Here is a 24571-nt window from a genome sequence, read left to right on the forward strand (position 1 = left end):
GGTGGATCGCCCCGTGCGCCGCAGGAACCGAGCACCGGCCGGGCAACGTCGCACCACGCACGACGCACCGGCAGCGCGCCTCGCACCGCACGGTGTCGAGCGGTCCGCGCCCCGCGCTGCCAGGATGGTCGCGTACGACCGAGCGATGGGAACCCGATGACGAACGACGACCGGAGCAACGAGGACCGGACGGGCGACGGCCAGCCCCCGCACTGGGGTGCCGCGCGCGACCAGGAGCCACCCCGCTACGGGGAGCGCACCGAGCAGGTCCCGCCGCGGTACGGCGAGCGCACCGAGCAGGAAGCGCCCCGCTACGGCGAGCGCACGGACCAGACCCCGCAGTACGGCGAGCAGTACGGGCAGCAGCCAGCGGCGCACCAGTACGGGCAGCAGTCGGGTGCGCCGACCTGGGGAGACCAGCACCAGGTGCAGCACCAGCCCCAGCACCCGTACGCGGCGTCCGCAGCACCTGCCAACTCCGGCCCGGCGTGGCAGAGCTACCAGGAGCCGCAGCGGAAGAAGAAGACCCTGGGCGTCATCGCGTTCGTCGTCGCGCTCGTCGCGCTCGCGCTGGCGATCGTCGCGGGCATCGTCTTCGGCTCCGCGTTCGGCGGGAACGACGCGATCCGCCAGGCGATCATGGACGGGTCGGCGGCCACGCAGTCCGGCCAGGAAGAACTCCAACGCCGCCTGGCGAACGACCCGGCACTGCTCGCGAGTGCCGGCGGCGGAGGCATCGCCGCGCTCATCGGCACCGTCCTCGGTCTGTGGGCGATCGTGCAGGGCATCATCGCGATCGTCACGAAGCGGGGCCGCGCCTTCGGCATCATCGCCCTGGTCGTCGCGGTCGTGTCGCCCGTCGTCCTGTACATCACGTTCGCGGTCGCGCTCGGCAGCCACCTCGCCTGACACCGGCCAGAACGGCCCGTCCCGCTCGTTCGGGACGGGCCGTTCTGCGTTCCGGACCACCCCCGTGCGCGTGGCACCGCCCGCTCTCGGGAGACCGCGGTTACCCTCGAACCGATGTCCCTCCCGCCCGACGACCGTCAGAACCCCGACCACGCCGACCGCTCCCGGGAACCGCGCCACGCGGCTCCCGCAACGGCCGGCGTCAGCCCGGGGAGCACGTTCGCGCCCATCAGCCTGCGCCCGGCCGTCGACGTCGACGTCATCCAGCAGCGCCTGCGGGACCTCGGGCAGAGCCGGAGCACCGAGGCGCTCGCCGAACGCGCCGAGCTCCTCCGCCTGCTCGGTCGACTGGACGAGTCGCTCGTGATCGCTGAAGAAGTGTTCCGACTGACGATGTTCACCGGGGAGCGCTCCGACAAGGTCGCCGCACGCATCCGCCGCGCGCACGTGCTGCACGACCTCGGCCGCCACGAGCGTGCCGCGACCGAAGCCGCCCTCGCCCGCGGCACCGCCCGGACCGAGGAGTGGCCGGAGCTCGAGGGCGCCGCCGCCGAGCTCGAGGGCTGGTCGCTGTTCGAGCTCTCCCGCTTCGAGGAGGCCCGTTCGGCGCTGTCCCGCGCCTATGAGGCGTTCCGACAGGCCGGGGCGCCGTCCGAGCGCACCGAGGCGCTCCGCACCGCCGTCGAGGCCGCCCTCCGCGCGTCGGCGAACCACCCGACCCCGTCCGCCGAGGACCGTCCCCGCACCGCCCGCGAGATCGCCGCCCGCCGTGCCACGGAGGACGAGCCGACGACCCGGGTCGCCGAACCCGTCAAGCAGGTCCCGCCGATCCGACGCCGTGTGCTCGGTGCGCCCGATGCCGCCCGCACCGACGCCGACGACATCTGGGGCCGGATCGCGACCCGCGCGGCGAAGAAGGGTCAGGCCGACCCCCACGCCGAGCAGTGACCTCGCTCGAGGCCGTCCGGGCGCGTGCGGAGCACCTGATCGCCGCGCACCTCGGCCGCGGCACGTGGAGCTTCGGGTTCGACCACGCGAAGACACGCGCCGGCCAGTGCGACTTCGCGAAGCGCCGCATCACGGTGAGTCGACACCTGGCCGTCCGCTTCACCGACGAGGACGTCGACCAGGTGCTGCTCCACGAGATCGCCCACGCGCTCGCCGGGGCCCGCGCCGGGCACGGGCCGACGTGGCGACGCACCGCCGTGGGACTCGGGTACACCGGCTCGCGTCTGCACGACGGGCCGATCGCGAGCGACCTCGCGCCCTGGGTCGGCACGTGCCCCGCTGGCCACGAGCACTTCCGGTACCGGACCCCGACGCGTCAGCTGGCCTGTGCGCGGTGCTCCCGCCGGTTCGACGCGCGCAACGTGATCACCTGGAACCGACGCATCACGCGGGAGCACGCGATTACCGCATGATCGGCCCGAGGCTCGGAGGCGCGCCGGTAACCCGTTAGCCTGGGCGGATGCACACGGGGCAGCACATCCGGACCGACGCCGGTTCCTCCTGGTTCTTCGACGCCGGCCGGATCGCCCTGGACTTCGCGCACACCGGCGGGTTCGCCGACGACCCCGACCACCGTCGGCCACGTGCCCAGCTCGGAGAGCTCCTGGCGACGCCGGCCGACCTCGACGAGTGGCTGAGCGACCACACCGAGCCGATCGACGTCGGTGCGGGGGCCCGCGAGCTGCAGGACGCACGGGCACTCCGCGCGGCGATCGCCCGGTTGGCCGTCGCCGCCGCTCCGGCACCGACCGCCGGCGCAGCCGAGCGCACCGCCGTCGCGGCGGGTCTCCGGGCCGGAGCCGGGCGCACGCGCCCCGCGCCCGACGACATCGACACCGTCAACCTGTTCGCCGCCCTGCCGGACGTGCCCCCGAGCCTCCCGGGCGGCCGCCGCCGGGCCGGAGCCAACCGCGTCCGACTGGCCCAGGCACTGTCGAGCGTCGCACGCGACGCCGTCGCGCTGTTCACTGAGGTCGGCTTCGACGACGTCGAGGCCGACGGCCGACCCACGCGGCTGAGCCGCTGCTCCGCCGAGGACTGCGGCCTCGTGTTCTACGACTCCTCGCGCGGCGGGACGCGGCGCTGGTGCTCGATGCAGCGATGCGGGAACCGGGCGAAGGTGCGGGCGCACCGAGCACGCCAGGCCATCGCCTGACCAGAACGCCACGACGAAACACTGGATTCGGCACGCCGAATCCTCTGGCATGCTGGACGGCGTGACCGACACCGCTGCCGGGCCGTCCGCCCCCGCACAGACCCCGCGGAAGCGCGCTGCCGGTCTGACGCTCCTCGGTCCGGCGTTCGTCGCGGCGATCGCCTACGTCGACCCCGGCAACGTCGCGGCGAACCTGACCGCCGGCGCCCGGTACGGGTACCTGCTGCTCTGGGTCCTCGTCGCGGCGAACGCGAGCGCGGTCGTCGTCCAGTACCTCTCCGCGAAGCTCGGCGTCGTCACCGGCAAGTCCCTGCCGGAGCACCTCGGCCTGCGGATGCGGCGCGCACCCCGGCTGCTCTTCTGGGCGCAGGCCGAGATCGTGGCGGCCGCGACCGACATCGCCGAGGTCATCGGCGGGGCGCTGGCCCTGCACCTGCTGTTCGGGCTGCCCCTCGTCGCCGGCGGGGTGGTCACGGGGGTGGTCTCGATGGCGGTCCTCACCCTGCAGAGCCGTCGCGGCACCCGGACGTTCGAGGCGGTCGTCACCGGGATGCTCGCGATCCTGACCGTCGGGTTCTGCGCCGGGCTGTTCGTCGCGCAGGTGTCGCCGGCGGACCTGCTCGGCGGGATCGTGCCGCGCTTCGACGGGTCCGGGTCGGTGATGCTCGCGGCCTCGATGCTCGGCGCGACGGTGATGCCGCACGCGGTGTACCTGCACTCCGCGCTCGCGCGTGACCGGCACGGGGACGTCCCCGCCGGACCCGAGCGCCGACGGGTCCTCACGGCGACCCGGTGGGACGTGGCCCTGGCCCTCGTCGTCGCCGGGGGCGTCAACATCTGCATGCTCGTGCTCGCCGCGACGACGCTGCCGGGTGTGGCCGGGACGGACTCGATCCCCGGGGCGCAACACGCGATCGCCGAGCACGTCGGGCCGGTCGTCGGCGTCCTGTTCGCGGTGGGGTTGCTCGCGTCCGGGCTCGCCTCGACCTCGGTGGGGTGCATGGCGGGGGCGGAGATCATGCACGGGCTGCTGCACGTGCGGATCCCGCTGCTCGCTCGGCGTGTGATCACGCTCGTCCCGGCGGTCGTGCTGCTCGCCCTGGACGCCGACGCGACGATGCTGCTCGTGGTGAGCCAGGTGGTGCTGAGCTTCGGGATCGCCTTCGCGATCGTGCCGCTGGTGGTCTACACGTCGCGGCGGAGCGTGATGGGGAGCGACGTCAACGCCGTGGGCACCCGGGTGGTGGCGGCGCTCATCGCGGTGGTCATCGTCGCGCTGAACGTCACGCTCATCGTGCTGACGCTGGCGGGGTGAGCGTCGGGGCTGGGCCCGGTGCGAGGTCGATCGCTTCGTGCGTGGTGACGACCGCGCACCGGGCCAGCTGTCTCGCACCGAGCGAGACGACCGCCGCCTGGCTACTCGACGACCTTGACGTCCTTCCAGAACGCCACGTAGCCGGAGTAGTCCTTGCCCACGCGGTCGAACGACGTCGGGATCGGCGTCGGGTACGACCACGCACGGTCCTGCAGCGCCTGCCCGTCCACGTTCACCGTGAAGTACTGGGTGTCGCCCTTCCACGGGCAGTGGTACTGCGTGGGGCTTTCGGTGAGGAGCTCGGTCTTCACGCTCGACGGCGGGAAGTACCAGTTGCCCTCGATCTGGATGAGGTCCTCCTTCGAGGCCTCTGCGATGACGGTGTCTCCGACGACTGCCTTCATGACGGTGCTCCTTCGTTCGTTGGGGCCCCGCGTCGGGTGACGCGTCTCCCGTGACGAGTGGGAACGCTACGCCCGGCGCCCGGATTCCCGCAGGACGACGAGTTCCGGTCCGGCGGCGAGCGCCCCGTGGACGGCGTCACGGCCCACCGCTGCACCGCTCTCGGAGGCGCTGACGAGGTGCTTCACGGCCCGTCGGAGTCCGGAGTACGCCGCACACGCCGCGGCCGCCTCGGGCGAGGTGTGGTCGATCCCGATGACGGCGAGCGCGTCGACCAGGGCGCCGGCGGCGAGGAGGTCCTCGACGGCGAAGTCGGGAGCGTCCGGAGCGTCGGTGCCCTCCCCCGCGTCCTCCGCGACGTCCGAGGCGCCCGCGTGGTCGCGTCCGGCGGCGACGATCGCGACGACGCACCGGTCGCCCAGTGCGGCCTGGAGGCGCGTGACCCGCTCCGCCACGGCCGTCGCGTTGCCGAGGTGGCCGAGCACGACCTCCGGCCCGTCCGGCAGGTGCGCCGTGACCGTGCGGAGGGCCGCGTTCCGGAGTCGGGGGCCCGCTGCGTGCACATCCCCGGGGAGCACGTCGACCCAGACGAGCAGGTGCGCGTCGGCGCCGATCCGTGCAGCACCCGTGCGCCCCCACGCGAAGCGGACCTGGTACTGCTGCTGGGAAGGTACGGCCACCGGTCCACGATAACCGGCGTCCAGCACCTGATCTTCTCCACAGATCGCGACCGCTCGGCTCGTCACCAGGGCGGGCGACCGTAGGATTCCATGCCATGGAGATCGCCCCCGCACCCACCCTGACCGGCGACCGCGTGACGCTCGAACCACTGGAACACGAGCACGCGGACGACCTGCGGGCGGCGGTCGCGGACGGCGACCTGTGGCGGACCTGGTACACCTCGATCCCGGCCCCGGCGGAGGTCGACGCCGAGATCGACCGGCGCCTCGCGGAGCACGCCGCGGGCCGGATGGTGCCGTTCGCGGTGCGCGACCGACCGACCGGCCGGGTCGTCGGGGCGACGACCTTCCTGAACATCGACGCGACGAACCGCCGGGTCGAGATCGGCGCCACGTTCCTGGCGAAGGCGTCCCAGCGGTCGGGGATCAACACCGAGTCGAAGCTGCTCCTGCTCTCGCACGCGTTCGAGACGTGGGAGTGCATCGCCGTCGAGTTCCGGACGCACTGGCACAACCTGCAGTCCCGCGCCGCGATCGCCGCCCTGGGCGCGAAGCAGGACGGCGTCCTCCGCAACCACTCCATCGGTCGTGACGGCACCCTCCGTGACACCGTCGTGTTCTCGATCACCGCCTCGGAGTGGCCGACGGTCCGGCTGTCCCTGTCCGAGCGGCTGCGCAAGCACGACCGGGCCGAGGGGTCGCGGCGGCGGGCGGCACGGCACGCCTGACCGCGCTGACCCGGCTGACCCGGCTGACCCGGCTGACCCGGCTGCACCTCGGCGTCCCAGCGGTCCCGGGTAGCGTCGCGCCCATGCACGTGGGTCTCCGGATCGTCCTCGATGCGCCGGTCGACGCCGTGCGCGACGCCCTCCTCTCGCCGTCGGTGATGGTCGCCGTGACCAAGCCGTTCCTGGTGTACCGGTCGCGGTCACCGGAGGGCTTCCCCGAACGGTGGACACCGGGTGCCCCGCACCCGATCACGGCGAGCGCGTTCGGGCTGCTGCCGAGCGGGGACACGCACGTCGACCTCGACCTGTACGAGGTGCACGGCATCCCCGTGCAGCGCGACAACGGCGGGGGGACGTCGGGGTTGTTCGGTCGGATGACCATGCAGCACCGGATGGCCACCGTCGACCGCGGGGACGGCACGACGATGCTCATCGACCGGCTGTCCTACCGGATGCGGCCCTGGGTCCTCGGCGTCGCGCTCTGGCCGGGCATGTGGGTGATCTGGCAGTGGCGGGCCCTGCGCATGCGTGCGCTCGCTCCCACGTGGCGGACGCGCGCCTCCTGACGGTGGCGCCGCCGCGACTCCCCGCTGACGGTCCGTGCTCGGTGGGGTGCGCTCGCGGACCGGCACCGCGCCTCCCGGCCGACGACGGTTCCGACGGCGGGACCGACGGCGAGTCGCTGCGCCGTGGCGCTGGCGCGGGTGCGTCACGCGGGCGTACGCTCGCACCGTGAGCCAGACGCAGCCGGCAACCGACCGCGTGCACAGCACGCTCGCCACCGTGGACTGGCGTCGGATGACCTTCGACCTGTACCGCCGGGTCCGGGCCACGCCCGATCCGGAGACGGCGCACGCGCTCTGGCGCGAGACGCGGGACGCGATGTTCGGGGAGCACCCGGCGAGCCCCCTCCTCGACGAGGACGCCCGTGACTTCGAAGCGCTCCCGGTTCCGGACTACGACCCGTCCTGGCGTTTCCACGCACGCATCGAGGCCACGGAGCCGGCGAGCATGGACGTCGAGACCGGAACCGACGGCATCGTGCACTTCGACCGTCTCGGAGCGGTCCGGCTGCCGGGCATCGGTTCGCTCGACGTGTGGTCGCACGGCGGGTACGCCGGGGGCGTGTTCATCCCCGTCAAGGACGCCAGTGCCGGCAAGGCCCGCGGGACCTACGGCGGTGGACGGTACCTGATCGACACGATCAAGGGCGCCGACCTCGGGGGCGAGGACGCCGAGATCGTCCTCGACTTCAACTTCGCGTACAACCCGTCGTGCGCGTACGACCCGGCGTGGGCGTGCCCGCTCGCGCCGCCCGGCAACACCGTCGACGTGCCGATCCCGGTCGGCGAGCAGTACGACTTCTAGGGTGGTCCACATGTCGACGACCGGACTCGTGGCGCTGGACGCCGGCGGGCGCGTCCCGCCCTTCGAACAGGTGCGGTCGCAGATCGCAGCGCAGATCGCCGCGGGCTACCTGGTCGACGGCGAACGGCTGCCGAGCGTGCGCGGCCTGGCCGAGGAACTCGGTCTCGCGGCGGGGACCGTCGCGAAGGCCTACCAGCTGCTCGAGGAGTCCGGGCTGGTCGAGACCGCGCGGGGTGCGGGGACCCGGGTCGTGCGGCCCGTGTCGGTGCCGGCCCCGGTGACGGAGGCGGCGCACGCGTTGGCCGTCGCGGCACGGGAGGCCGGGTTGTCGGCCGATCAAGCCGCTGCTGCGCTCCGGGACGCCTGGCCCGCGTAGAGGCTCCCGGGCGGGTGCAGCGGGCACGCAGGGTCGCGGCGCCGATCCGGGGTGTGCGTCAGCAGTGCTCGAACACGTGGGCCGGGTCGGACGCCGGCACGAGCTCCCGGTCGCGCAGGATCGTCATCGCGGGCCGGTCGTGGGAGGCGCAGACGCTCGACCACTGCCGCTCGAGCGTGTCCGAGTACTCCACGTCGATGACCCGCGCGCCGTAGGCCGTCGTGTAGGCGCCGCACTCCTGGTACTGCACGCACTCCTCGGCCACGACGAAGTCGAACCCGGTCTGCTGCCGCCCGGCCTTCCCGAGCTGTGGCGTGTTCTTCTGCCCGACCGCGAGGTGGTGCTCGTGCCCGACCTGGACGAGCGCCACGGCGAGTGCCAGGTTGCCGGACCGCTTCAGCGCCCCGTGGGACCGCGTCCACGAGTCGAGGTTGTCGAACTCCACGGCGTCGAACCCGCGGTCGGCGCAGCGGGCGATCGTGCGCGTGAGGACCCCGACGATCTCCGAGCGTTTCGCGGCGGTCGTGGTGTCGAGCAGCATCTCGTCCGGCCACCCCGGGTCGGACACCGGCTTGCCGTCGGCACCGCGCAGGATCGCGTCCGGGTGATCCTGGAGCCACGCGTGGGCATCGCCCGGCTGCGTCTGGAAGCCGTTGACGTAGCAGATGCCGTACTTCCCGGGGGCCGGCCGGTCGGTGCTGTCGCGCTCGACGATCGTGACGCCCGCTGGCGGCGTCGAGGGCCCGCCGAGCTGGTAGTCGGGCAGTCCTGAGGTCGGCAGGTTCGTGTACCGGGGCGCGGGCGATGAAGCCGCCGCCGATCCTGCGGACGACGGGGCGCATCCGGAGAGTCCGAGGACGGCGACGACGGCGACGGTGACGGGCAGCAGGAAGGTCCGGAGGAGCACGTCGGCATCCTCGCACGTGGACCCGGACAGTCTCCTCCTGGGACGCTTCCTGGGGTTTGGGCCCGATCACCGCTATGCTGGTCGTACTCGAGGCGCCGATCGCCTCGTGCGTCGTACGGACGCCCCGAACTCCCGACCACTCGATCCCCGGATCGCGGTCGATGTATCGTGCACCACCTCGTGGTGCCAGGCTCTCTGCTGCGGCGAATGCGCCAGCCACTCGTGCTGGTGCGCATCCCGCCCGCGCGCCCACCTCGCAGCGCGCCCACGGCCGGTTCCCGTACCGGCCCGAAAGGTCACCATGACCGACATCACCTCAGACCTCCGTTTCTCCGACCTCGGCGTCCCCGCGCCGATGGTCGACGTCCTGGCCAAGCAGGGCAAGGACATCGCCTTCCCGATCCAGGCGGACACGCTCCCCGACTCCCTCACGGGCAAGGACGTGCTCGGCCGCGGCCGCACCGGGTCCGGCAAGACGATCGCCTTCGCGATCCCGCTCGTCGCCCGCCTCGCCGGCAACCCGCGTCAGCGTCGTGCCGGCCGCCCGCGTGCCCTCATCCTCGCGCCGACCCGTGAGCTCGCGACCCAGATCGACGCGGTGGTCGCACCGCTCGCCCACGCCATGGGCCTCACCACCACGACCGTCTTCGGTGGCGTGGGTCAGGGCCGTCAGGTCGAGGCCTTCAACCGCGGCGTCGACATCGTCGTGGCGTGCCCCGGCCGCCTCGCCGACCTCATGCAGCAGGGGCACGTGAAGCTCGACGCGATCGAGGTCACCGTCCTCGACGAGGCCGACCACATGGCCGACATGGGCTTCCTGCCCGGTGTCACGAAGATCATGCAGGCGACGCCGGAGAAGGGGCAGCGCATGCTGTTCTCCGCCACGCTCGACAACGGCGTGGACAAGCTCGTCAAGAAGTTCCTGCACAACCCGGTCATGCACTCCGTCGACGAGGCGAACAGCCCCGTCGAGGCGATGACCCACCACCTGTTCGAGGCCGCTGACGCCGACGGCAAGAAGGACCTCGTCCACGCGCTCGCTTCGGGCACCGGTCGTCGGATCCTGTTCATGCGCACGAAGCACCACGCCAAGCGCCTGGCGAAGCAGCTCTCCAGCCAGGGCATCCCGGCGGTCGACCTGCAGGGCAACCTGTCGCAGGGCGCCCGTGAGCGGAACCTCGCGAAGTTCTCCTCCGGCGAGGCCCTCGTGCTCGTCGCCACCGACGTCGCCGCCCGCGGTGTGCACGTCGACAACGTCGAGCTCGTCGTGCACGTCGACCCGCCGACCGAGCACAAGGCGTACCTGCACCGTTCCGGTCGCACCGCCCGCGCGGGCTCGTCGGGTGACGTCGTCACCGTGACGCTGCCGTCCGAGCGTCGTGACGTCGCGCAGATGATGCGTGCCGCCGCGATCAAGGTCACCCCGCAGCAGGTCACCGCGAAGTCCCCGGCCGTCGCGTCGCTCGTCGGCGAGGTCGCTCCGATCCGCCACGTCGAGGAGCAGCCGGTCCAGCAGCAGCGCCAGCGCCAGCCGCGCGTCGGCGAGTCCGATGGTGACGGCGGCGGTCGTCGCCGTGGCCGCGGTGGACGCACGGGAGGCGCGGCCCAGGCCCCGCAGACCGCCTCCGCCGGGTCGTCGGCTCGTTCGGGCGGTCGCCGTGGTGGCGCTCCGCGCGCCGACTCGGCAGCCTCCGCCGGCCGCGGTGGGGCGCCGGCCGCTGGCGGCCAGCGTCGCGCCGGCGGGAGCCGTCGCGCATCGAGCGACGGCGTCCGCGGTGGCTCCGCACCGGTCTGGTCCTCGGAGGGCGGCTACGCCGCCGGTCGTGGTGACGACTCGGCGTCGGGTGCTCGTCGTGGCTCGCGCCGCGCCTCCCGGCCGGCCGGTTCCGCTCGCTGACCCTGCCGTCTCGGCGCAACCTCCACGTCGGCTCCGAACACCACGGCTGCTGAGGCGTACGGTTCTGGTCACCGGATGCCGCGCGAGCGGCTGACGGGGAATCGTCCCCTGTTGGAAGGAGTGCCTATGGCTGGCATGGAAGACATCAAGAACGCCGGCGAGAAGCTCGGCGGCAAGGCCAAGGAAGCTGCTGGCGACGCGAGCGGTAACGACCACCTCAAGGCAGAGGGCAAGACCGACCAGGCCAAGGCCTCGGCCAAGCAGGGCGTGACCGACGTCAAGGACGCCGCGAGCGGCGTTGCTGACAGCCTCTCGGACAAGAAGTAAGCCGGTCACACCGACCGTGCTGCGAAGCCCCCGGATCCGCAAGGGTCCGGGGGCTTCGTCGTACCCGATGCCAGGGCGGCTCCGTCACAGAGCGGCTCCGTCACAGAGCGGCTCCGTCACATGAGGGCGCCGACCGAGGCGAGCCCGGCCTTCAGCAGCGTGCCGCGCCCGCCTTCCATGTCGTCGGCGACGGACACGGAGGCGGCTTCGCTCGGGCTCATCCACGTGAGTTCGAGTGCGTCCTGCCGGGGCTCGCACGTGCCGGTCACGGGGACGACGTACGCCAGGGAGATCGCGTGCTGCCGCTCGTCGGTGAACACCGAGGCGCCCGGCAGCGGGAAGTACTCCGCCACGGTGAACGGCGTCGGGCTGGAGGGCAGCTGCGGGAACGCCATCGGACCGAGGTCCTTCTCGAGGTGGCGGAACAGCGCCGTCCGGATCGATTCGCCGAACATCACCCGCCCGGAGACCAGCGTGCGGACGATCGAGCCGCTCGGTGCGACCCGCAGGAGCACACCGACCTCGGTCACGACGCCGAGGCCGTCGGTGCGGACGGGGATCGCCTCGACGTAGCAGATGGGCAGTCGACGACGCGCGTTCGCGAGTTCTTCGTCGGACAGCCAGCCGGAGTCGGGGTCGGGGGTTTGCAGCGAGGCCATGGGTCGTGTCTACCAGTGACTCCGGCGAGTTCAGCGCACGGCGCGGACGTTGGGGATGGTTAGCGTTGTCCACATGATCGATCAGGACATCGTGCAGTGGACCCGCGACCGCGCCGGACGAGCGGGCACGCCGCTCCTCGTCGCGCTGCACGGGGTGGGGTCGAACGAGCTCGACCTGCTCGGGCTCACCCCCGCGCTCCCGGCCGCGTGGACGATCGCGTCCCTCCGGGCGCCGATGCCGTGGGGCCAGGGCTTCTCGTGGTACCCGCTCGGGACGCCGGGCACCCCCGCGGTCGAGGACGTCGACCGAGCGGTCGAGCAGGTCCTCGCGTGGATCGACGCCGTCGCCGACGAGCACCCGCGGATCGGACTGCTCGGGTTCTCGCAGGGTGGGTCGATGGCGCTGCAGCTGCTGCGCGCCCGACCGTCGGCGTTCGCGTTCGCGGTGTCGCTGTCCGGGTTCGTGGTGCCGGGCGTGACGGACGCTCGTGATGAGGCGGTCGCGGCGGTGCGCCCGAAGGTGTTCCTGGGGCACGGGGACCTCGATGCGGTGATCCCGACGGAGGCCACCACTCGGACGCAGGTGTGGGCCGCCGAGCACACGGACGTGACGGACCGCACCTACGAGGGCCTGCCGCACGCGGTGTCGGCCGAGGAACTGGCCGACGTGTCCGCGTTCATCGCGGCCGCGTAGCGCGGCGGCGCGCCCGTCCGTTCTGTGGTTGCGCTAGTCGGCGAGGATCTGCAGGAGGTCCTTGCGGAGCTGGTCGACCTTGGCGGTCGCCGCCTTGGCCTGCTCCTCCGTCGCGCTCGTCCGGTACATGTGCAGGACGCCCATGGTCTTCCGGAGCGCTTCGAAGAACTCGCGCTGGGCGTCGGGGATGCCGGGCGTGGACTCCCACGTCGCGGCGATCTCGTCCGCCTTGGCCTCGGCCTCGGCACGGCCGGCGTCGGTGAGCTCGAAGAGCGTCGTCCGCCCGTCCCCCGTGGAGACCACGAGGTCTTCGTCCACGAGCTGCTGGAGCGTCGGGTAGACCGAGCCGGGGCTCGGCTTCCAGGCGCCGCCGGTGCGTTCGGCGATGGTCTTGATCACGGCGTACCCGTTCTGCGGGCCCTCGGCCAGCAGACCGAGGATCGCCAGACGGACGTCGCCGCGGCGGCGGCGTTCCCGGCCGAAGCCGGGCCCACCGAAACCAGGGCCGCCGAAGCCCGGGCCACCGAAGCCGGGACCGAAGCCGGGACCGAAGCCCCGACCGAACCCGGGGCCGAAGCCGCGTCCGCCGTGGTCGTGGTCACCGCGGTCGCGGCCGGGGAAGCCGGCGCCGTGGTGCTGCCGCGCGCCGCCGAAGCGGGGGCCGCGCGGACCGATGCCGCGCTGGGCGCGGTGGGGCGTGTTGCTGTCGTCGTCATACACGGGGCGCATGATGACTCCTTCCTTGTTGCATGTCTGCTCGCGATTGGAGTATCGCGATGTGTCAACGATAGATCGGTACGTATCGGCATGTCAAGGGGTACCTCGCGCTGGGGCTGCTGTCGGTGGCGACGGGCAGGATGGGTCAGACGATGACGGACGTGCTCGAGCGCTTCTCCCCCGCGACCGCGGCCTGGTTCCGTGGCGCCTTCGCGGCACCGACCCCGGCACAGGCCGGCGCGTGGGACGCCATCTCGACCGGGCAGCACGCGCTCGTGATCGCGCCGACGGGGTCCGGCAAGACGCTGGCGTCCTTCCTGTGGTCGATCGACCGCCTGATCAGTGCCACGGACCGTCCGCCCGCCAAGCAGCGCACCCGCGTGCTCTACGTCTCACCGTTGAAGGCGCTCGGCGTCGACGTCGAGCGGAACCTGCGCAGCCCGCTGGTCGGCATCACGCAGACCGCCAGGCGGCTCGGCACCGAACCGCCCGACGTCACGGTCGGGGTGCGGAGCGGTGACACCCCGTCGTCCGACCGGCAGAAGCTCCTGCGCCAGCCGCCGGACATCCTGATCACCACGCCCGAGTCGCTGTACCTGATGCTCACGTCGCAGGCCCGCGAGACCCTGGTGAACGTCGACACCGTCATCGTCGACGAGGTCCACGCGGTCGCGTCGTCCAAGCGCGGGGCGCACCTGGCGGTCTCGCTCGAGCGCCTCGACGACCTGCTCGAAAAGCCCGTCCAGCGCATCGGGCTGTCGGCGACCGTCCGCCCGGCAGAGGAAGTAGCGCGGTTCCTCGGTGGGCGAGCCCCGGTGACGATCATCGCCCCGCCCGCGCAGAAGACCTTCGACCTGCGCGTGGTCGTGCCGGTCGACGACATGACCGAACTGGGGGCACCGCCGGTCGGTGCGGATGCCTCCGACGCCCCGACGAACGGGTCGATCTGGCCGCACGTCGAAGAGCGCGTCGTCGACCTGGTGGAGCAGCACCGGTCGACGATCGTGTTCGCGAACTCCCGGCGGCTGGCCGAGCGGCTGACCGCCCGCCTGAACGAGATCCACGAGGAGCGCGTCCTGGCGGCCGCGGGCGACGGCGTCTTCGTCCCCGCGGGTGCGTCCCCGGCCGACGACGGACTGCCCGTCGCCCGGGCGCAGTCGCCGGCCCGGATGTCTGCGCACTCGCGGCCGCCGGCGCAGCTGCTCGGCGGATCCGGACAGACGCAGGGCGGCGGTTCGGACACCACGGTCCCCGTGCTCGCCCGCGCCCACCACGGCTCGGTCTCGAAGGACCAGCGCGCGATCATCGAGGACGACCTGAAGTCCGGACGGCTCCGGTGCGTCGTCGCGACGAGCTCCCTCGAGCTCGGCATCGACATGGGCGAGGTCGACCTGGTCGTGCAGGTGGAGGCGCCACCGTCGGTCGCGAGCGGGTTGCAGCGCGTCGGTCGCGCGGGTCACCAGGTCGGCGAGATCTCCCGCGGCGTCCTGTTCCCCAAGCACCGCGCCGACCTCGTGAACAGCGCCGTCACCGTCGAGCGCATGGTGTCCGGGCAGATCGAGTCCATCTCGGTCCCCGCCAACCCGCTCGACGTCCTGGCGCAGCACACCGTCGCCGCCGGGGCCATCGACACGCTCGACGTCGAGCACTGGTTCGAGCTGGTGCGGCGGAGCGCCCCGTTCAGTGGGCTGCCCCGCTCGGCGTTCGAGGCCACGCTCGACCTGGTCACCGGCCGGTACCCGAGCGACGAGTTCGCCGAGCTCCGCCCACGCCTGGTCTGGGACCGTGTGCACGGCACACTCACCGGTCGTCCCGGGGCCCAGCGGCTCGCGGTGACGAGCGGTGGGACGATCCCGGACCGCGGCATGTTCGGCGTCTTCATGGTCGGCGAGAAGGCCTCACGCGTCGGCGAGCTCGACGAGGAGATGGTCTACGAGTCGCGGGTCGGCGACGTCTTCGCGCTCGGTGCGACCAGCTGGCGCATCGAGGAGATCACCCACGACCGCGTCCTGGTGAGCCCCGCGTTCGGCCAGCCCGGCCGGGTGCCGTTCTGGAAGGGTGACGGCATCGGTCGTCCCGCCGAGCTCGGCCGTGCCACGGGTGCCTTCGTGCGCGAGGTCGACGCCGCCTCCGACGAGGACGCCCGTGCTCGCGTCGCCGCCGGCGGGCTGGACGAGCGTGCCGTCACGAACCTGCTGGCCTTCCTGCGCGACCAGCGTGCGGCGACCGGGCACGTCCCGAACGACACGACGCTCGTGGTCGAGCGCTTCCGCGACGAGCTCGGGGACTGGCGGCTCATCCTGCACTCGCCGTACGGCATGCAGGTGCACGCGCCGTGGGCCCTGGCGGTCGGGGCACGTCTGCGCGAACGACTCGGCATCGACGGGGACGCGATGGCCGCCGACGACGGCATCGTCGTGCGCATCCCCGAGACGGACGCCGAGCCCCCGGGCGCGGACCTGTTCGTGTTCGAGCACGACGACCTGGAAGCCCTGGTCACCGACGAGGTCGGCGGCTCGGCACTGTTCGCCGCCCGGTTCCGGGAGTGCGCCGCACGCGCCCTGCTCCTGCCGCGGCGGAACCCCGGGCAGCGGTCCCCGCTCTGGCAGCAGCGCCAACGGGCATCGCAGCTGCTCGAGGTCGCGATGAAGTACCCGACGTTCCCGATCGTGCTCGAGACCGTGCGCGAGGTCCTGCAGGACGTGTACGACGTCCCCGCCCTGCTCGGCATCGCGGACGACATCGCCGGACGGCGCATCCGCCTGGTCGAGACCGAGACCGAGCAGCCGTCGCCGTTCGCACGGTCGATCCTGTTCGGGTACGTCGCCGCCTTCATGTACGAGGGCGACTCGCCACTCGCGGAACGGCGGGCTGCGGCACTGTCGCTCGACTCGACGCTGCTCGGGGAACTCCTCGGCCGGGCCGAACTCCGCGAGCTCCTCGACCCGACCGTCATCGACACCGTCGAGCGCGACCTGCAGCGGTTGTCGCCGGACCGCCGGGCACGCGACGTCGAGGGGTTGGTCGACGTGCTGCGGCTGGTCGGCGCGCTCGACCTCGACGAAGCCGTCGCGCGCAGCTGGGTGGCGGACGGGCCCGACGGTCCGGACACGCTCCGCCCCGCTCTCGAGGCGCTGGAACGGGACCGCCGCGTCCTGTCCTTCACCCATGCCGGGGCGACGCGCTGGGCCGTGATCGAGGACGCCTCCCGACTCCGGGACGCGCTCGGCGTCCCGCTGCCCATCGGGGTGCCGACCGCCTTCGTGGAACCGGTCGCCGACCCCCTCGGCGACCTGATCGGGCGCTACGCACGCTCGCACGGACCGTTCTCGGCGCACGACGCCGCCGCGCGTCTCGGGCTCGGGATCGCGGTCGTGCAGGACACCCTCCGCCGACTGGTCGCCGACCGCCGGGTGGTCGAGGGCGAGTTCCGACCCGATCGCCAGGGGTCCGAGTGGTGCGACGCCGAGGTCCTCCGCCGCATCCGCACGAAGTCCCTCGCCGCGCTCCGGCACGAGGTCGAACCGGTCACGCCGGACACCCTCGCCCGGTTCCTTCCCGCGTGGCAGCACGTACGCACCCCCGGGACGCGCGGCGGTCTGCGCGGGGTCGACGGCGTCCTCCAGGTCATCGACCAACTGGCCGGGGTCGCGCTACCCGCCAGCGCGTGGGAGACCCTGGTGCTGCCGTCCCGCGTCAGCGACTACGCCACGAGCATGCTCGACGAGCTCACCGCGACGGGCGAGGTCCTGTGGTCCGGAGGCGGGTCCCTGCCCGGGAACGACGGCTGGATCCGGCTGCACCTCGCCGACACCGCCAGCACCACGCTCGCCGAACCGAGCGGTGACGAGACCACCGCCCTGCAGCGGGACGTGCTCGGGGCGCTGGCCGGTGGCGGGGCCTACTTCTTCCGGCAGCTCGGCCAGGCCGTCGGCAGCACGGACGACCAGGCACTCACGACGGCGCTCTGGGACCTCGTCTGGGCCGGCCAGATCACGAACGACACCTTCGCGCCGCTCCGGGCGATGCTCGGCGGCAAGGCGAAGAGCACGAGCGCGCCCCGGACCCGGGCGTACCGGGGCCGCCGACGCCCGACCCTGCCGACCCAGGCGGGGACGCCGAGCGTCGGGGGTCGCTGGTCGATCCTGCCGCTCGCCGAGTCGGACTCCACCGTCCGGGCCGCGGCGACCGCGGAGCAACTGCTCGAGCGGTACGGCGTGGTCACACGGGGTGCCGTGCAGGTCGAGGGCGTCCGTGGTGGGTTCGCCGGGGTGTACCGGGTCCTGTCCCGCTTCGAGGAGTCCGGCCGGGCCCGGCGCGGGTACTTCGTCGAGGGGCTCGGCGCAGCGCAGTTCGCGACCGGCCCGACGGTCGACCGACTCCGGACGTACGCGCGCGACCTCGACGACGACGAGCGCGCCGACCCCGACCGGCAGCGCGAGGCCCTCACGCTCGCCGCGACCGACCCCGCCAACCCGTACGGCGCCTCGCTGCCCTGGCCGTCCGACGCTGCCCCTGCTGGTGACGTGACCGACGGTCCGGCCGACGCCGGGGCGGACACCGGGAGCACCGGGGCGGCCGCTCCGTCGGCACGCGCGACCGGCGCGAGCGCGGGAGGCACGACGGGTGCGAACGCGACCGGCGGACGTGGGCACCGGCCGGGCCGGAAGGCGGGCGCCCTCGTGACGACCGTCGACGGCAAGCTCGCCGTCTACGTCGAGCGCGGCGGCAAGTCCGTGCTGACCTTCACCGACGACCCGGCCGACCTGGCGGCAGCCGCGGCCTCGATCGCCGCGACCGTGCGCACCGGGCTCCGGAAGCTCTCGGTCGAGCGCGTCGACGGCGACTTCGTGCTCGAGACGCCGCTCGGCGGCGCACTCCGCGAGGCCGGGTTCACCGCGACCCCGCAGGGACTGCGGCTGCGTGTGTGAGGCGAGCCGCGCCTCCCGGCCGGTGGGGGTGACCCGTGCCTGAGGGCGACACCGTCTACCGGGCGGCGAAGCGGCTGCACACCGCGCTCGCGGGGAAGGTGCTCACGCGCAGCGACTTCCGCGTCCCGGCGTTCGCGACCCTGGACCTGGTCGGCCGGACCGTCGACGAGGTCGTGCCACGCGGGAAGCACCTGCTGCACCGGATCGGCGACCTGACGGTGCACTCGCACCTCAAGATGGAGGGGCGGTGGGACGTCTACGCTCCGGGCGAGCGCTGGCGACGGCCCGCCCACCAGGCCCGAGCGATCCTGGACGCGGCGGACGTCTCGACGGTCGGCTTCACGCTCGGGGTGCTCGAGGTCGTGCCGCGCGACCAGGAGTCCGAGGTGGTCGGGTACCTCGGTCCGGACCTGCTCGGGCCCGACTGGGACGCCGACCTCGCGCTCGCGAACCTGACCCGCGACCCGGAGCGGCCGGTCGGGTTGGCGTTGCTCGACCAGCGGGTGCTCGCTGGCCTCGGGAACGTGTACCGGAACGAGCTGTGCTTCCTGCGCGGGGTGCTCCCCACCCGACCCGTCGAACAGGTGCGGGACCCGGCGCGGGTGATCGCGCTCGCGAGCCGGCTCATCCTGGCGAACCGGGACCGGAGCGCTCGCGTCACGACCGGTGTCGACCGTCCGGGGCGGCGCTTCTGGGTCTACGGTCGCGCGGGCAAGCCGTGTCTCCGGTGCGGCACGCCGATCCGGTACGGCGAACTGGGCGAGTCGGACCTGACGCTCCGCGACACGTACTGGTGCCCGCGCTGCCAGACGTGACCCCGTGCCCACCAGGCCGACTCGTCGGCCCCGACCGGGGTCACTGGGTGGACGACTCGACCACGCAGCTCTTCACCTTGCGGGCACCCGTCGATCCGGCGGTGAACGAACTCGGCGCGGGCGAGGCCGAGGCGGTGCGGGCGGCGCTGGCGTCCTTCGCGGCCTTGTTCACCGCGTAGAGCTGCCCGTCGAAGCCGTCCTTCGTGGGGTCGGTGGTCGTCGCCCAGATCGTGACCTCGTCCTGGTTCGGGTCGTGGCTGTCCGCCGGGACGATGTCCGCGCCGAGGTACCAGCCGCCGTCGGCCTTCGCGACGTTCGCGACCTCGGTGGTGTCGTGCGCTCCCACGGCGGCGGCGATGCGGTCGACCGCGGCCTTCGAGGCGACACTGCACGCCGCCGGCTGGGACTTCTCCTCCGCGCCCGGCACCTTGCCCACCGGGTTGATGTTCTGCGCGTCCCCGGGGGAGCAAGCGGTCAGCAGCAGGGCGATGGTGGCGGCGCCGATCAGCGCCGAGGCGGTCTTGGCTCGCGTCGTCATGCCTGGGACGGTAGGCGGCGCGCGGTGTGCCGCCGCCCAGACGATCCGCCTCGCGCGGGGGCCTCAGGCAGCCGGACGCTCGGCGACCGGGCGGCGGCGGAGTCCGGGCTGGAGCACCGCGGGCGGGTTGTACTGCTGGTCCAGCCGACCCACGTCGGTGCCCGGCGGCACGATGGCGTCGATGCGGTCGAGCACCTCGTCGGACAGGGTCACGTCCACCCCGGCGAGCAGGTCGTCGAGCTGCTCCATCGACCGTGGTCCGATCAGGGCGCTCGTGACGCCGGGGTGCGCGATCGCGAACGCCATCGCCAGGTGGGTCATCGGGATGCCCGTCTCCTCGGACAGGGCGACGACCTGCTCGACGGCGTCGATGCGTCGTTCGTCCCGGTTGTGCTGGAACATGTCGACCCGTGCGAGGTCGCTCGGCTGCCCCTTGCGGAACCGGCCGGTGAGCATGCCCCCGGCGAGCGGGCTCCAGACGAGCGCGCCCATGCCGTAGCGCTGGACCACGGGGAGGACCTCGCGCTCGATCCCACGGTTCAGGATCGAGTAGGTCGGCTGCTCGGTGCGGAACCGCTCGAGTCCACGGCGCTCGGAGGTCCACTGCGCCTCGACCTGCATCGATGCGGGGAAGTCCGACGACCCGATCGCACGGACCTTGCCGCTCCGCACCAGGTCGGTCAGCGCCGAGAGGGTCTCCTCGACGTCCACCGTGTCGTCCGGGCGGTGCGCCTGGTACAGGTCGATGTGGTCGGTCTGCAGGCGGCGGAGCGAGCCCTCGACGGCGGACATGATCCACCGGCGCGAGTTGCCGCGGTGGTTCGGGTCGTCGCTCATCGGGCCGTTGAACTTGGTGGCGATCACGACGTCGTCGCGACGGCCCTTGAGCGCCTTGCCGACGAGGGACTCCGAGCCGCCCTGCGAGTAGCGGTCGGCGGTGTCGATGATGTTGATGCCGGCGTCGAGCGCGCGGTGCACGATGCGGATCGAGTCCTGTTCGTCGCCGTTGCCGATGCGGCCGTCGGTGCCGAGCATCATCGCGCCGAGTGCGAAGGGGCTGACCTGGATGCCGGTCTTGCCGAGGGTGCGGTACTGCATGAGCGTGCCTCCTGTTCGATGGCGTCCCCGCCTCCGGTGCCGTATGGTGACCCGAAGCGGAACGCTCTTCCGGAACTATACGGAACGTATTTCCGTTTATGCAAGAGCATTCTGAAGAACGTCCCGAACGAGGAGGATCCGTGCGCGCCGACGCCCGACGCAACCTGGACGCCCTGGTCGACGCCGCGAAGTCCGTGTTCGCCGCGGACGGGGTCGACGCACCCGCCAAGGTGATCGCGGACCGGGCGGGGGTCGGGGTGGGCACGCTCTACCGGCACTTCCCGCAGCGCTCGGACCTGGTCGTCGCGGTGTTCCGGCAGGCGGTCGACGCATGCGCTGCGGCGGCCGACGAGCTCAGCGCCGCGTACGCCCCCGACGAGGCACTCGCACGCTGGCTCCAGCGGTTCACCGAGTTCGTCGCCACCAAGCGGGGGCTCGCCGCGGCGCTGCACTCCGGCGACCCCGCGTTCGAAGCGCTGCCGGCGTACTTCCTCGGGACGCTCGGGGACGCCCTCACCGGACTCCTCGACGCCGCCACGGCCGCCGGATCGATCCGCCCGGACGTCGACGCGTCGCAGCTGCTGCACGCGGTCGCGGACCTCTGCCACGGCGCTCCGACGGCCGAGCAGAGCCAGCTGATGGTCGGACTGCTCGTCGACGGGCTCCGCTACCGCGCGATCGCCTGACCGCCGGCAGCCCGCGGTGGGTGGAGCCGGTCGGCAGCGGTGGTGCGCACGGCCTCGGTGACCCGCTCGAGCAACGGCGACGCCAGGTTCCACCGCTGCCACCAGAGCGCGACGTCCGCTCGGCGCCCGGGGGTCAGTTCGACGAGCTCGCCGCGGCCCAGGGCGCCGAGACACTGCGCCTCGGGCAGCAGCCCCCACCCGAAGCCGAGCGACACCGCCCGCGCGAAGTCGGCCGACGTGGGGACGAAGTGGCGTGGCCCGCGGGGAGCGTGTCCGAGGACCCGGCGGAGGAACCCCTGCTGCAGGTCGTCGGCACGGTCGTAGTCCACGAGCGGGACCCGGTCGAGCCGGCTGAGCATGCGCCGCTCGGAGTCCGCACCGCCGAGGTACCGCTCGACGAACGCCGGAGCCGCCACCGCCCGGTACCGGTCGATGCCGAGCGGGACCGACGAGCACCCCTGCACCGGGTCGGCTTCCGCGGTCACGGCCGCCATCACTGTCCCGGCCCGGAGGAGGGCAGCGGTCCGGTCCTGGTCCTCACGGTGCAGCTCGAACACCACCTCGGTGTCCGCGCGCACCAGGGCGAGGGCGTCGAGGAACCACGTCCCCAGGGAATCGGCGTTCACCGCGAGCGGGATCGACGGGACGGTGTCCTCCGGGTGCTCCGCAGAGCCCAACGCCCGCGAGGTCTCCTCGTCCAGCAGGCGCGCTTGCCGAGCATGGCGGAGCACGACCTCACCGTCGGGGGTGGGGAGCACCGGCGTCGTGCGCTGCAACAGCACGCGTCCGACCTGCTGTTCCATGGACTTGATGCGCTGCGACACCGCGGACGGGGTGATCGACAACGCTCGCGCGGCGGCGTCGAGGGTCCCGTGGTCGACGGCGGCGAGGAGGGTCTCGAGGTGTTCACGCTGGAACCGGAGCATGCAGCGCAGCTTACGACGGTGAAGGAACGTGAGCTGGTCTACAGGCACCGCCGGCCGTAGCGTCGTCGTCGTGACCGCACTCCACACCCTGCTGCCCGCCCTGTCCGGCCTCGGGACGGGGCTCGCCCTGATCGTCGCCATCGGGGTGCAGAACACCTACCTGCTGCGACTGGCCGTGAGCGCGCGGCTCCGCGTCGTGGCCGCCGCCGTCGTCGTGTGCGCGGCCTCCGACGCTGCGCTCATCGTCGCCGGGGTACTCGGGGTCGGGGTGGTCGTCGAGCGGTTCCCGGTGGCGCTCGTGGTGGTCCGGCTCGTGGGAGCGGCGTTCCTGGTCACCTACGGTGTGCTCGCGGCACGGCGGGCGCTCCGGCCGACCGGCGACGTGATGCGGGTGGCGGAGGACGGGGACTCGGTCCCGGTTCCGGTCGCGGTCGGCCTGGAGGCGCGTGCGGACCTGGCCGGGCAGGTCGCGGAACCGGCGGCGCAGCCTGCGGAACCGGCGGGGCGGGCGGGCACCGTGCCTCCAGGCCGGAACGAACCGGAGGGACGTGGCGGACGCGACACCCGTCGCCAGACCGCCGGGGTCTCGATGCGCACGGCGGTCCTGACCATGCTCGTGTTCACGTGGGCGAACCCGCACGTGTACCTCGACACGCTCGTGTTCCTGGGGGCGGTGGGCAACCAGCAGGGCATCGACGACCGGTGGTGGTGGACCGCCGGTGCCATCGCCGCGAGCTGCCTGTGGTTCGGGGCACTCGGGTTCGGGGGGCGGCTGCTGCGGCCGCTGTTCGCGCGGCCGGTGACCTGGCGCGTGTTCGACGGGCTGGTCGCCGTGGTGATGCTCGGGTTCGGGGCCTCGCTCGCGCTGGGGGTGTGAGCGCCGGACGCGAGTCGAACCGGTGCCTCGCCCGCGCTACCGCATCGACTGGCCGACGCGGCTGTTGCGCCGGCTGTAGCCGAAGTAGACCGCGAAGCCGATGACGAGCCACACGACGAAGCGCAGCCAGGTCTCGACCTCCAGGTTCAGCATCAGCCAGAAGCACAGCACCGCCGACAGGATCGGCACCACGGGCGACCACGGCACCCGGAAGGCCCGCGGTGCATCCGGCCGCGACTTCCGCAGCACCACGATGCCGACCGACACGAGCACGAACGCGGACAGCGTCCCGATGTTGATCATGCCCTCGAGCTTGTCGACCGCGGTGAACCCGGCGAGCAGCGCCACGACCACGCCCGCGACCACCTGGACGCGGACCGGGGTCTGGGTCTTCGGGTTCGTCTTCGAGAACCAGCGGGGCAGCAGTCCGTCACGGCTCATCGCGAACACGATGCGGGACAGGCCGAGGAGCAGCACCATGACGACCGTGGTGAGGCCGATGAGGGACCCGATCGCGATGATGCCGGCGGCCCACGGGAGCCCGACGATGTCGAAGGCGGAGGCCAGCGAGGGCGCGTCCTCCTGCGCGAGCCGCTGGTAGGACACCATGCCCGTGATCACGATGCTGACGCCGACGTAGAGCAGCGTCACGATGCCGAGGCCGATGAAGATGCCGCGCGGCAGCGTCTTCTGCGGGTTCTCGGTCTCCTCGGCACTCGTCGCGACGACGTCGAACCCGATGAATGCGAAGAAGACGAGCGAGGCCGCGGCCAGGAGCCCGAAGACGCCGTACTGCGCGGGCTCCGACCCGGTGAACCAGGACACGAGCGACTGCGTCCAGACACTGCCCTCGGCGCCCTTCGACGGCTGGGACGGCGGGATGAACGGCGTGAAGTTCGCCGCCTTGACGAAGAACGCCCCGACGACGATGACGAAGACGACGATCGCGACCTTGATGACGGTGATCACCGCGGACACCCGCGACGACAGCCGCGTCCCGAACGCGAGCAGCACGGTGAAGATGCCGACGATCAGCACCGGTCCCCACGTGAACCCGATGGGTCCGAGCTGGATCGTGCTCGGCAGGGTGACGCCGAACACGTCGAACGCGGTGCTGAGGTAGATGCCCCAGTACTTCGCGATCACGGCGCTCGCGGTGAGCGTCTCGAGGATCAGGTCCCACCCGACGATCCACGCGAGCAGCTCACCCATCGTGGCGTAGGTGAACGTGTAGGCGGAGCCGGCGACCGGGATCGTGGACGCGAACTCGGCGTAGCACATGATCGCCAGCCCGCACGTGACAGCGGCGAGGAGGAACGACACGATGACGCCGGGTCCGGCGAAGTTCGCGGCAGCGTTCGCACCGACCGAGAAGATGCCCGCTCCGACCGCGACGGCGATGCCCATGGCGGCGATGTCGAACGTCTTCAGGGACCGTTTGAGGGAGCGGCCCTGTTCCTCGGAGTCGGCCAGTGAGGCCTCGATGGACTTGATGCGGAGCTTCGTGGCCAAGGGTGGTTCCCGTCATCGGCTGGCGGCGGACCCCGAGATGGTATT

The 24571-nt window shown here is 72.6% G+C and carries 25 protein-coding genes; 16 read left to right on the forward strand and 9 right to left on the reverse strand.

Features of this window, described 5'->3' with window-relative positions; translation table 11 throughout:
- Positions 1 to 156: 156 nt before the first annotated feature.
- The 5 genes from J7E22_RS05515 (at position 157) to J7E22_RS05535 (ending at position 4388) form a co-directional block, all read left to right on the forward strand.
- On the forward strand, positions 157 to 909 hold the full coding sequence (locus tag J7E22_RS05515) for a hypothetical protein (protein WP_214979692.1): 753 nt from the start codon (positions 157 to 159) through the stop codon (positions 907 to 909).
- Positions 910 to 1023: 114 nt separating this feature from the next.
- A complete protein-coding gene (locus tag J7E22_RS05520) occupies positions 1024 to 1857 on the forward strand; it encodes a hypothetical protein (protein ID WP_214979694.1) in 834 nt (277 codons plus the stop codon).
- Positions 1854 to 2330 carry a SprT-like domain-containing protein gene (locus J7E22_RS05525; RefSeq protein WP_214979696.1) on the forward strand — a complete coding sequence of 159 codons (477 nt, stop codon included), beginning with the start codon at positions 1854 to 1856 and terminating at the stop codon, positions 2328 to 2330. Before J7E22_RS05520 ends, J7E22_RS05525 begins: the two co-directional genes overlap by 4 nt.
- A 47-nt stretch (positions 2331 to 2377) precedes the next feature.
- Positions 2378 to 3073, forward strand: coding sequence for a CGNR zinc finger domain-containing protein (locus tag J7E22_RS05530; protein ID WP_214979698.1), 696 nt, complete (start codon positions 2378 to 2380; stop codon positions 3071 to 3073).
- A gap of 49 nt (positions 3074 to 3122) precedes the next feature.
- A complete protein-coding gene (locus J7E22_RS05535) occupies positions 3123 to 4388 on the forward strand; it encodes an Nramp family divalent metal transporter (protein WP_214979699.1) in 1266 nt (421 codons plus the stop codon).
- A 101-nt stretch (positions 4389 to 4489) separates the two neighbouring features.
- Here J7E22_RS05535 and J7E22_RS05540 read toward each other — a convergent pair whose 3' ends face one another.
- Together J7E22_RS05540 and J7E22_RS05545 are read right to left on the reverse strand one after the other, a co-directional pair.
- Positions 4490 to 4792, reverse strand: a complete 303-nt coding sequence (locus J7E22_RS05540) for a DUF427 domain-containing protein (protein ID WP_214979700.1) — start codon at positions 4790 to 4792, stop codon at positions 4490 to 4492.
- Positions 4793 to 4858: 66 nt separating this feature from the next.
- Complete coding sequence (locus J7E22_RS05545) at positions 4859 to 5470, reverse strand: 2-phosphosulfolactate phosphatase (RefSeq protein WP_251008742.1); 612 nt, start codon at positions 5468 to 5470, stop codon at positions 4859 to 4861.
- Positions 5471 to 5565: 95 nt separating this feature from the next.
- Between J7E22_RS05545 and J7E22_RS05550 the strand changes: the two genes are divergently transcribed.
- From J7E22_RS05550 to J7E22_RS05565, 4 genes are all read left to right on the forward strand, one after another.
- Positions 5566 to 6198 carry a GNAT family N-acetyltransferase gene (locus tag J7E22_RS05550; RefSeq protein WP_214979702.1) on the forward strand — a complete coding sequence of 211 codons (633 nt, stop codon included), beginning with the start codon at positions 5566 to 5568 and terminating at the stop codon, positions 6196 to 6198.
- Between the two features lie 83 nt (positions 6199 to 6281).
- The gene (locus J7E22_RS05555; protein WP_214979703.1) at positions 6282 to 6764 is read left to right on the forward strand and encodes a hypothetical protein; all 483 of its coding nucleotides are present in this window, start codon (positions 6282 to 6284) and stop codon (positions 6762 to 6764) included.
- 166 nt (positions 6765 to 6930) lie between these two features.
- The gene (locus J7E22_RS05560) at positions 6931 to 7566 is read left to right on the forward strand and encodes a DUF1684 domain-containing protein (RefSeq protein WP_374193256.1); all 636 of its coding nucleotides are present in this window, start codon (positions 6931 to 6933) and stop codon (positions 7564 to 7566) included.
- Positions 7567 to 7576: 10 nt separating this feature from the next.
- A complete protein-coding gene (locus tag J7E22_RS05565) occupies positions 7577 to 7942 on the forward strand; it encodes a GntR family transcriptional regulator (RefSeq protein ID WP_214979704.1) in 366 nt (121 codons plus the stop codon).
- A 58-nt stretch (positions 7943 to 8000) separates the two neighbouring features.
- Here J7E22_RS05565 and J7E22_RS05570 read toward each other — a convergent pair whose 3' ends face one another.
- Positions 8001 to 8849: an endo alpha-1,4 polygalactosaminidase gene (locus J7E22_RS05570; protein ID WP_214979705.1), complete on the reverse strand. Its 849-nt coding sequence runs from the start codon at positions 8847 to 8849 to the stop codon at positions 8001 to 8003.
- 301 nt (positions 8850 to 9150) lie between these two features.
- Between J7E22_RS05570 and J7E22_RS05575 the strand changes: the two genes are divergently transcribed.
- Positions 9151 to 10746, forward strand: coding sequence for a DEAD/DEAH box helicase (locus J7E22_RS05575; protein WP_214979707.1), 1596 nt, complete (start codon positions 9151 to 9153; stop codon positions 10744 to 10746).
- A 135-nt stretch (positions 10747 to 10881) separates the two neighbouring features.
- Positions 10882 to 11073 carry a CsbD family protein gene (locus J7E22_RS05580; RefSeq protein WP_374193257.1) on the forward strand — a complete coding sequence of 64 codons (192 nt, stop codon included), beginning with the start codon at positions 10882 to 10884 and terminating at the stop codon, positions 11071 to 11073.
- Positions 11074 to 11189: 116 nt separating this feature from the next.
- Here J7E22_RS05580 and J7E22_RS05585 read toward each other — a convergent pair whose 3' ends face one another.
- On the reverse strand, positions 11190 to 11732 hold the full coding sequence (locus J7E22_RS05585) for an NUDIX hydrolase family protein (protein WP_214979710.1): 543 nt from the start codon (positions 11730 to 11732) through the stop codon (positions 11190 to 11192).
- A gap of 73 nt (positions 11733 to 11805) precedes the next feature.
- Between J7E22_RS05585 and J7E22_RS05590 the strand changes: the two genes are divergently transcribed.
- Entirely contained in the window at positions 11806 to 12426 is a 621-nt protein-coding gene (locus J7E22_RS05590) for an alpha/beta hydrolase (protein WP_214979712.1), read from the forward strand.
- A gap of 33 nt (positions 12427 to 12459) precedes the next feature.
- Here the strand turns inward: J7E22_RS05590 and J7E22_RS05595 are convergent, their stop codons facing one another.
- Positions 12460 to 13155, reverse strand: coding sequence for a PadR family transcriptional regulator (locus J7E22_RS05595; protein WP_214979714.1), 696 nt, complete (start codon positions 13153 to 13155; stop codon positions 12460 to 12462).
- A gap of 140 nt (positions 13156 to 13295) precedes the next feature.
- Here J7E22_RS05595 and J7E22_RS05600 point away from each other — a divergent pair, with 140 nt between their 5' ends.
- Together J7E22_RS05600 and J7E22_RS05605 are read left to right on the forward strand one after the other, a co-directional pair.
- Complete coding sequence (locus J7E22_RS05600) at positions 13296 to 18074, forward strand: ATP-dependent helicase (RefSeq protein WP_214979715.1); 4779 nt, start codon at positions 13296 to 13298, stop codon at positions 18072 to 18074.
- A gap of 35 nt (positions 18075 to 18109) precedes the next feature.
- A complete protein-coding gene (locus J7E22_RS05605) occupies positions 18110 to 18889 on the forward strand; it encodes an Fpg/Nei family DNA glycosylase (RefSeq protein ID WP_214979717.1) in 780 nt (259 codons plus the stop codon).
- Between the two features lie 40 nt (positions 18890 to 18929).
- Here the strand turns inward: J7E22_RS05605 and J7E22_RS05610 are convergent, their stop codons facing one another.
- Positions 18930 to 19427, reverse strand: a complete 498-nt coding sequence (locus J7E22_RS05610) for a hypothetical protein (protein WP_214979719.1) — start codon at positions 19425 to 19427, stop codon at positions 18930 to 18932.
- A 63-nt stretch (positions 19428 to 19490) separates the two neighbouring features.
- The gene (locus J7E22_RS05615) at positions 19491 to 20525 is read right to left on the reverse strand and encodes an aldo/keto reductase (protein WP_214979721.1); all 1035 of its coding nucleotides are present in this window, start codon (positions 20523 to 20525) and stop codon (positions 19491 to 19493) included.
- A gap of 140 nt (positions 20526 to 20665) precedes the next feature.
- On the opposite strand from J7E22_RS05615, the gene J7E22_RS05620 reads away from it, so the two are divergent.
- Complete coding sequence (locus J7E22_RS05620; RefSeq protein WP_308159161.1) at positions 20666 to 21211, forward strand: TetR/AcrR family transcriptional regulator; 546 nt, start codon at positions 20666 to 20668, stop codon at positions 21209 to 21211.
- Here J7E22_RS05620 and J7E22_RS05625 read toward each other — a convergent pair.
- Positions 21193 to 22137 carry a LysR family transcriptional regulator ArgP gene (locus J7E22_RS05625; protein ID WP_214979725.1) on the reverse strand — a complete coding sequence of 315 codons (945 nt, stop codon included), beginning with the start codon at positions 22135 to 22137 and terminating at the stop codon, positions 21193 to 21195. The genes J7E22_RS05620 and J7E22_RS05625 overlap by 19 nt on opposite strands.
- A 70-nt stretch (positions 22138 to 22207) precedes the next feature.
- On the opposite strand from J7E22_RS05625, the gene J7E22_RS05630 reads away from it, so the two are divergent.
- Complete coding sequence (locus J7E22_RS05630) at positions 22208 to 23014, forward strand: LysE family transporter (protein ID WP_214979727.1); 807 nt, start codon at positions 22208 to 22210, stop codon at positions 23012 to 23014.
- A 36-nt stretch (positions 23015 to 23050) separates the two neighbouring features.
- Here the strand turns inward: J7E22_RS05630 and J7E22_RS05635 are convergent, their stop codons facing one another.
- Positions 23051 to 24526: an amino acid permease gene (locus J7E22_RS05635; RefSeq protein ID WP_214979729.1), complete on the reverse strand. Its 1476-nt coding sequence runs from the start codon at positions 24524 to 24526 to the stop codon at positions 23051 to 23053.
- Between the last annotated feature and the right edge of the window lie 45 nt (positions 24527 to 24571).

The organism is Curtobacterium sp. ISL-83 (assembly GCF_018613895.1).
In the GTDB taxonomy this organism is placed as follows: Bacteria; Actinomycetota; Actinomycetes; order Actinomycetales; family Microbacteriaceae; genus Curtobacterium.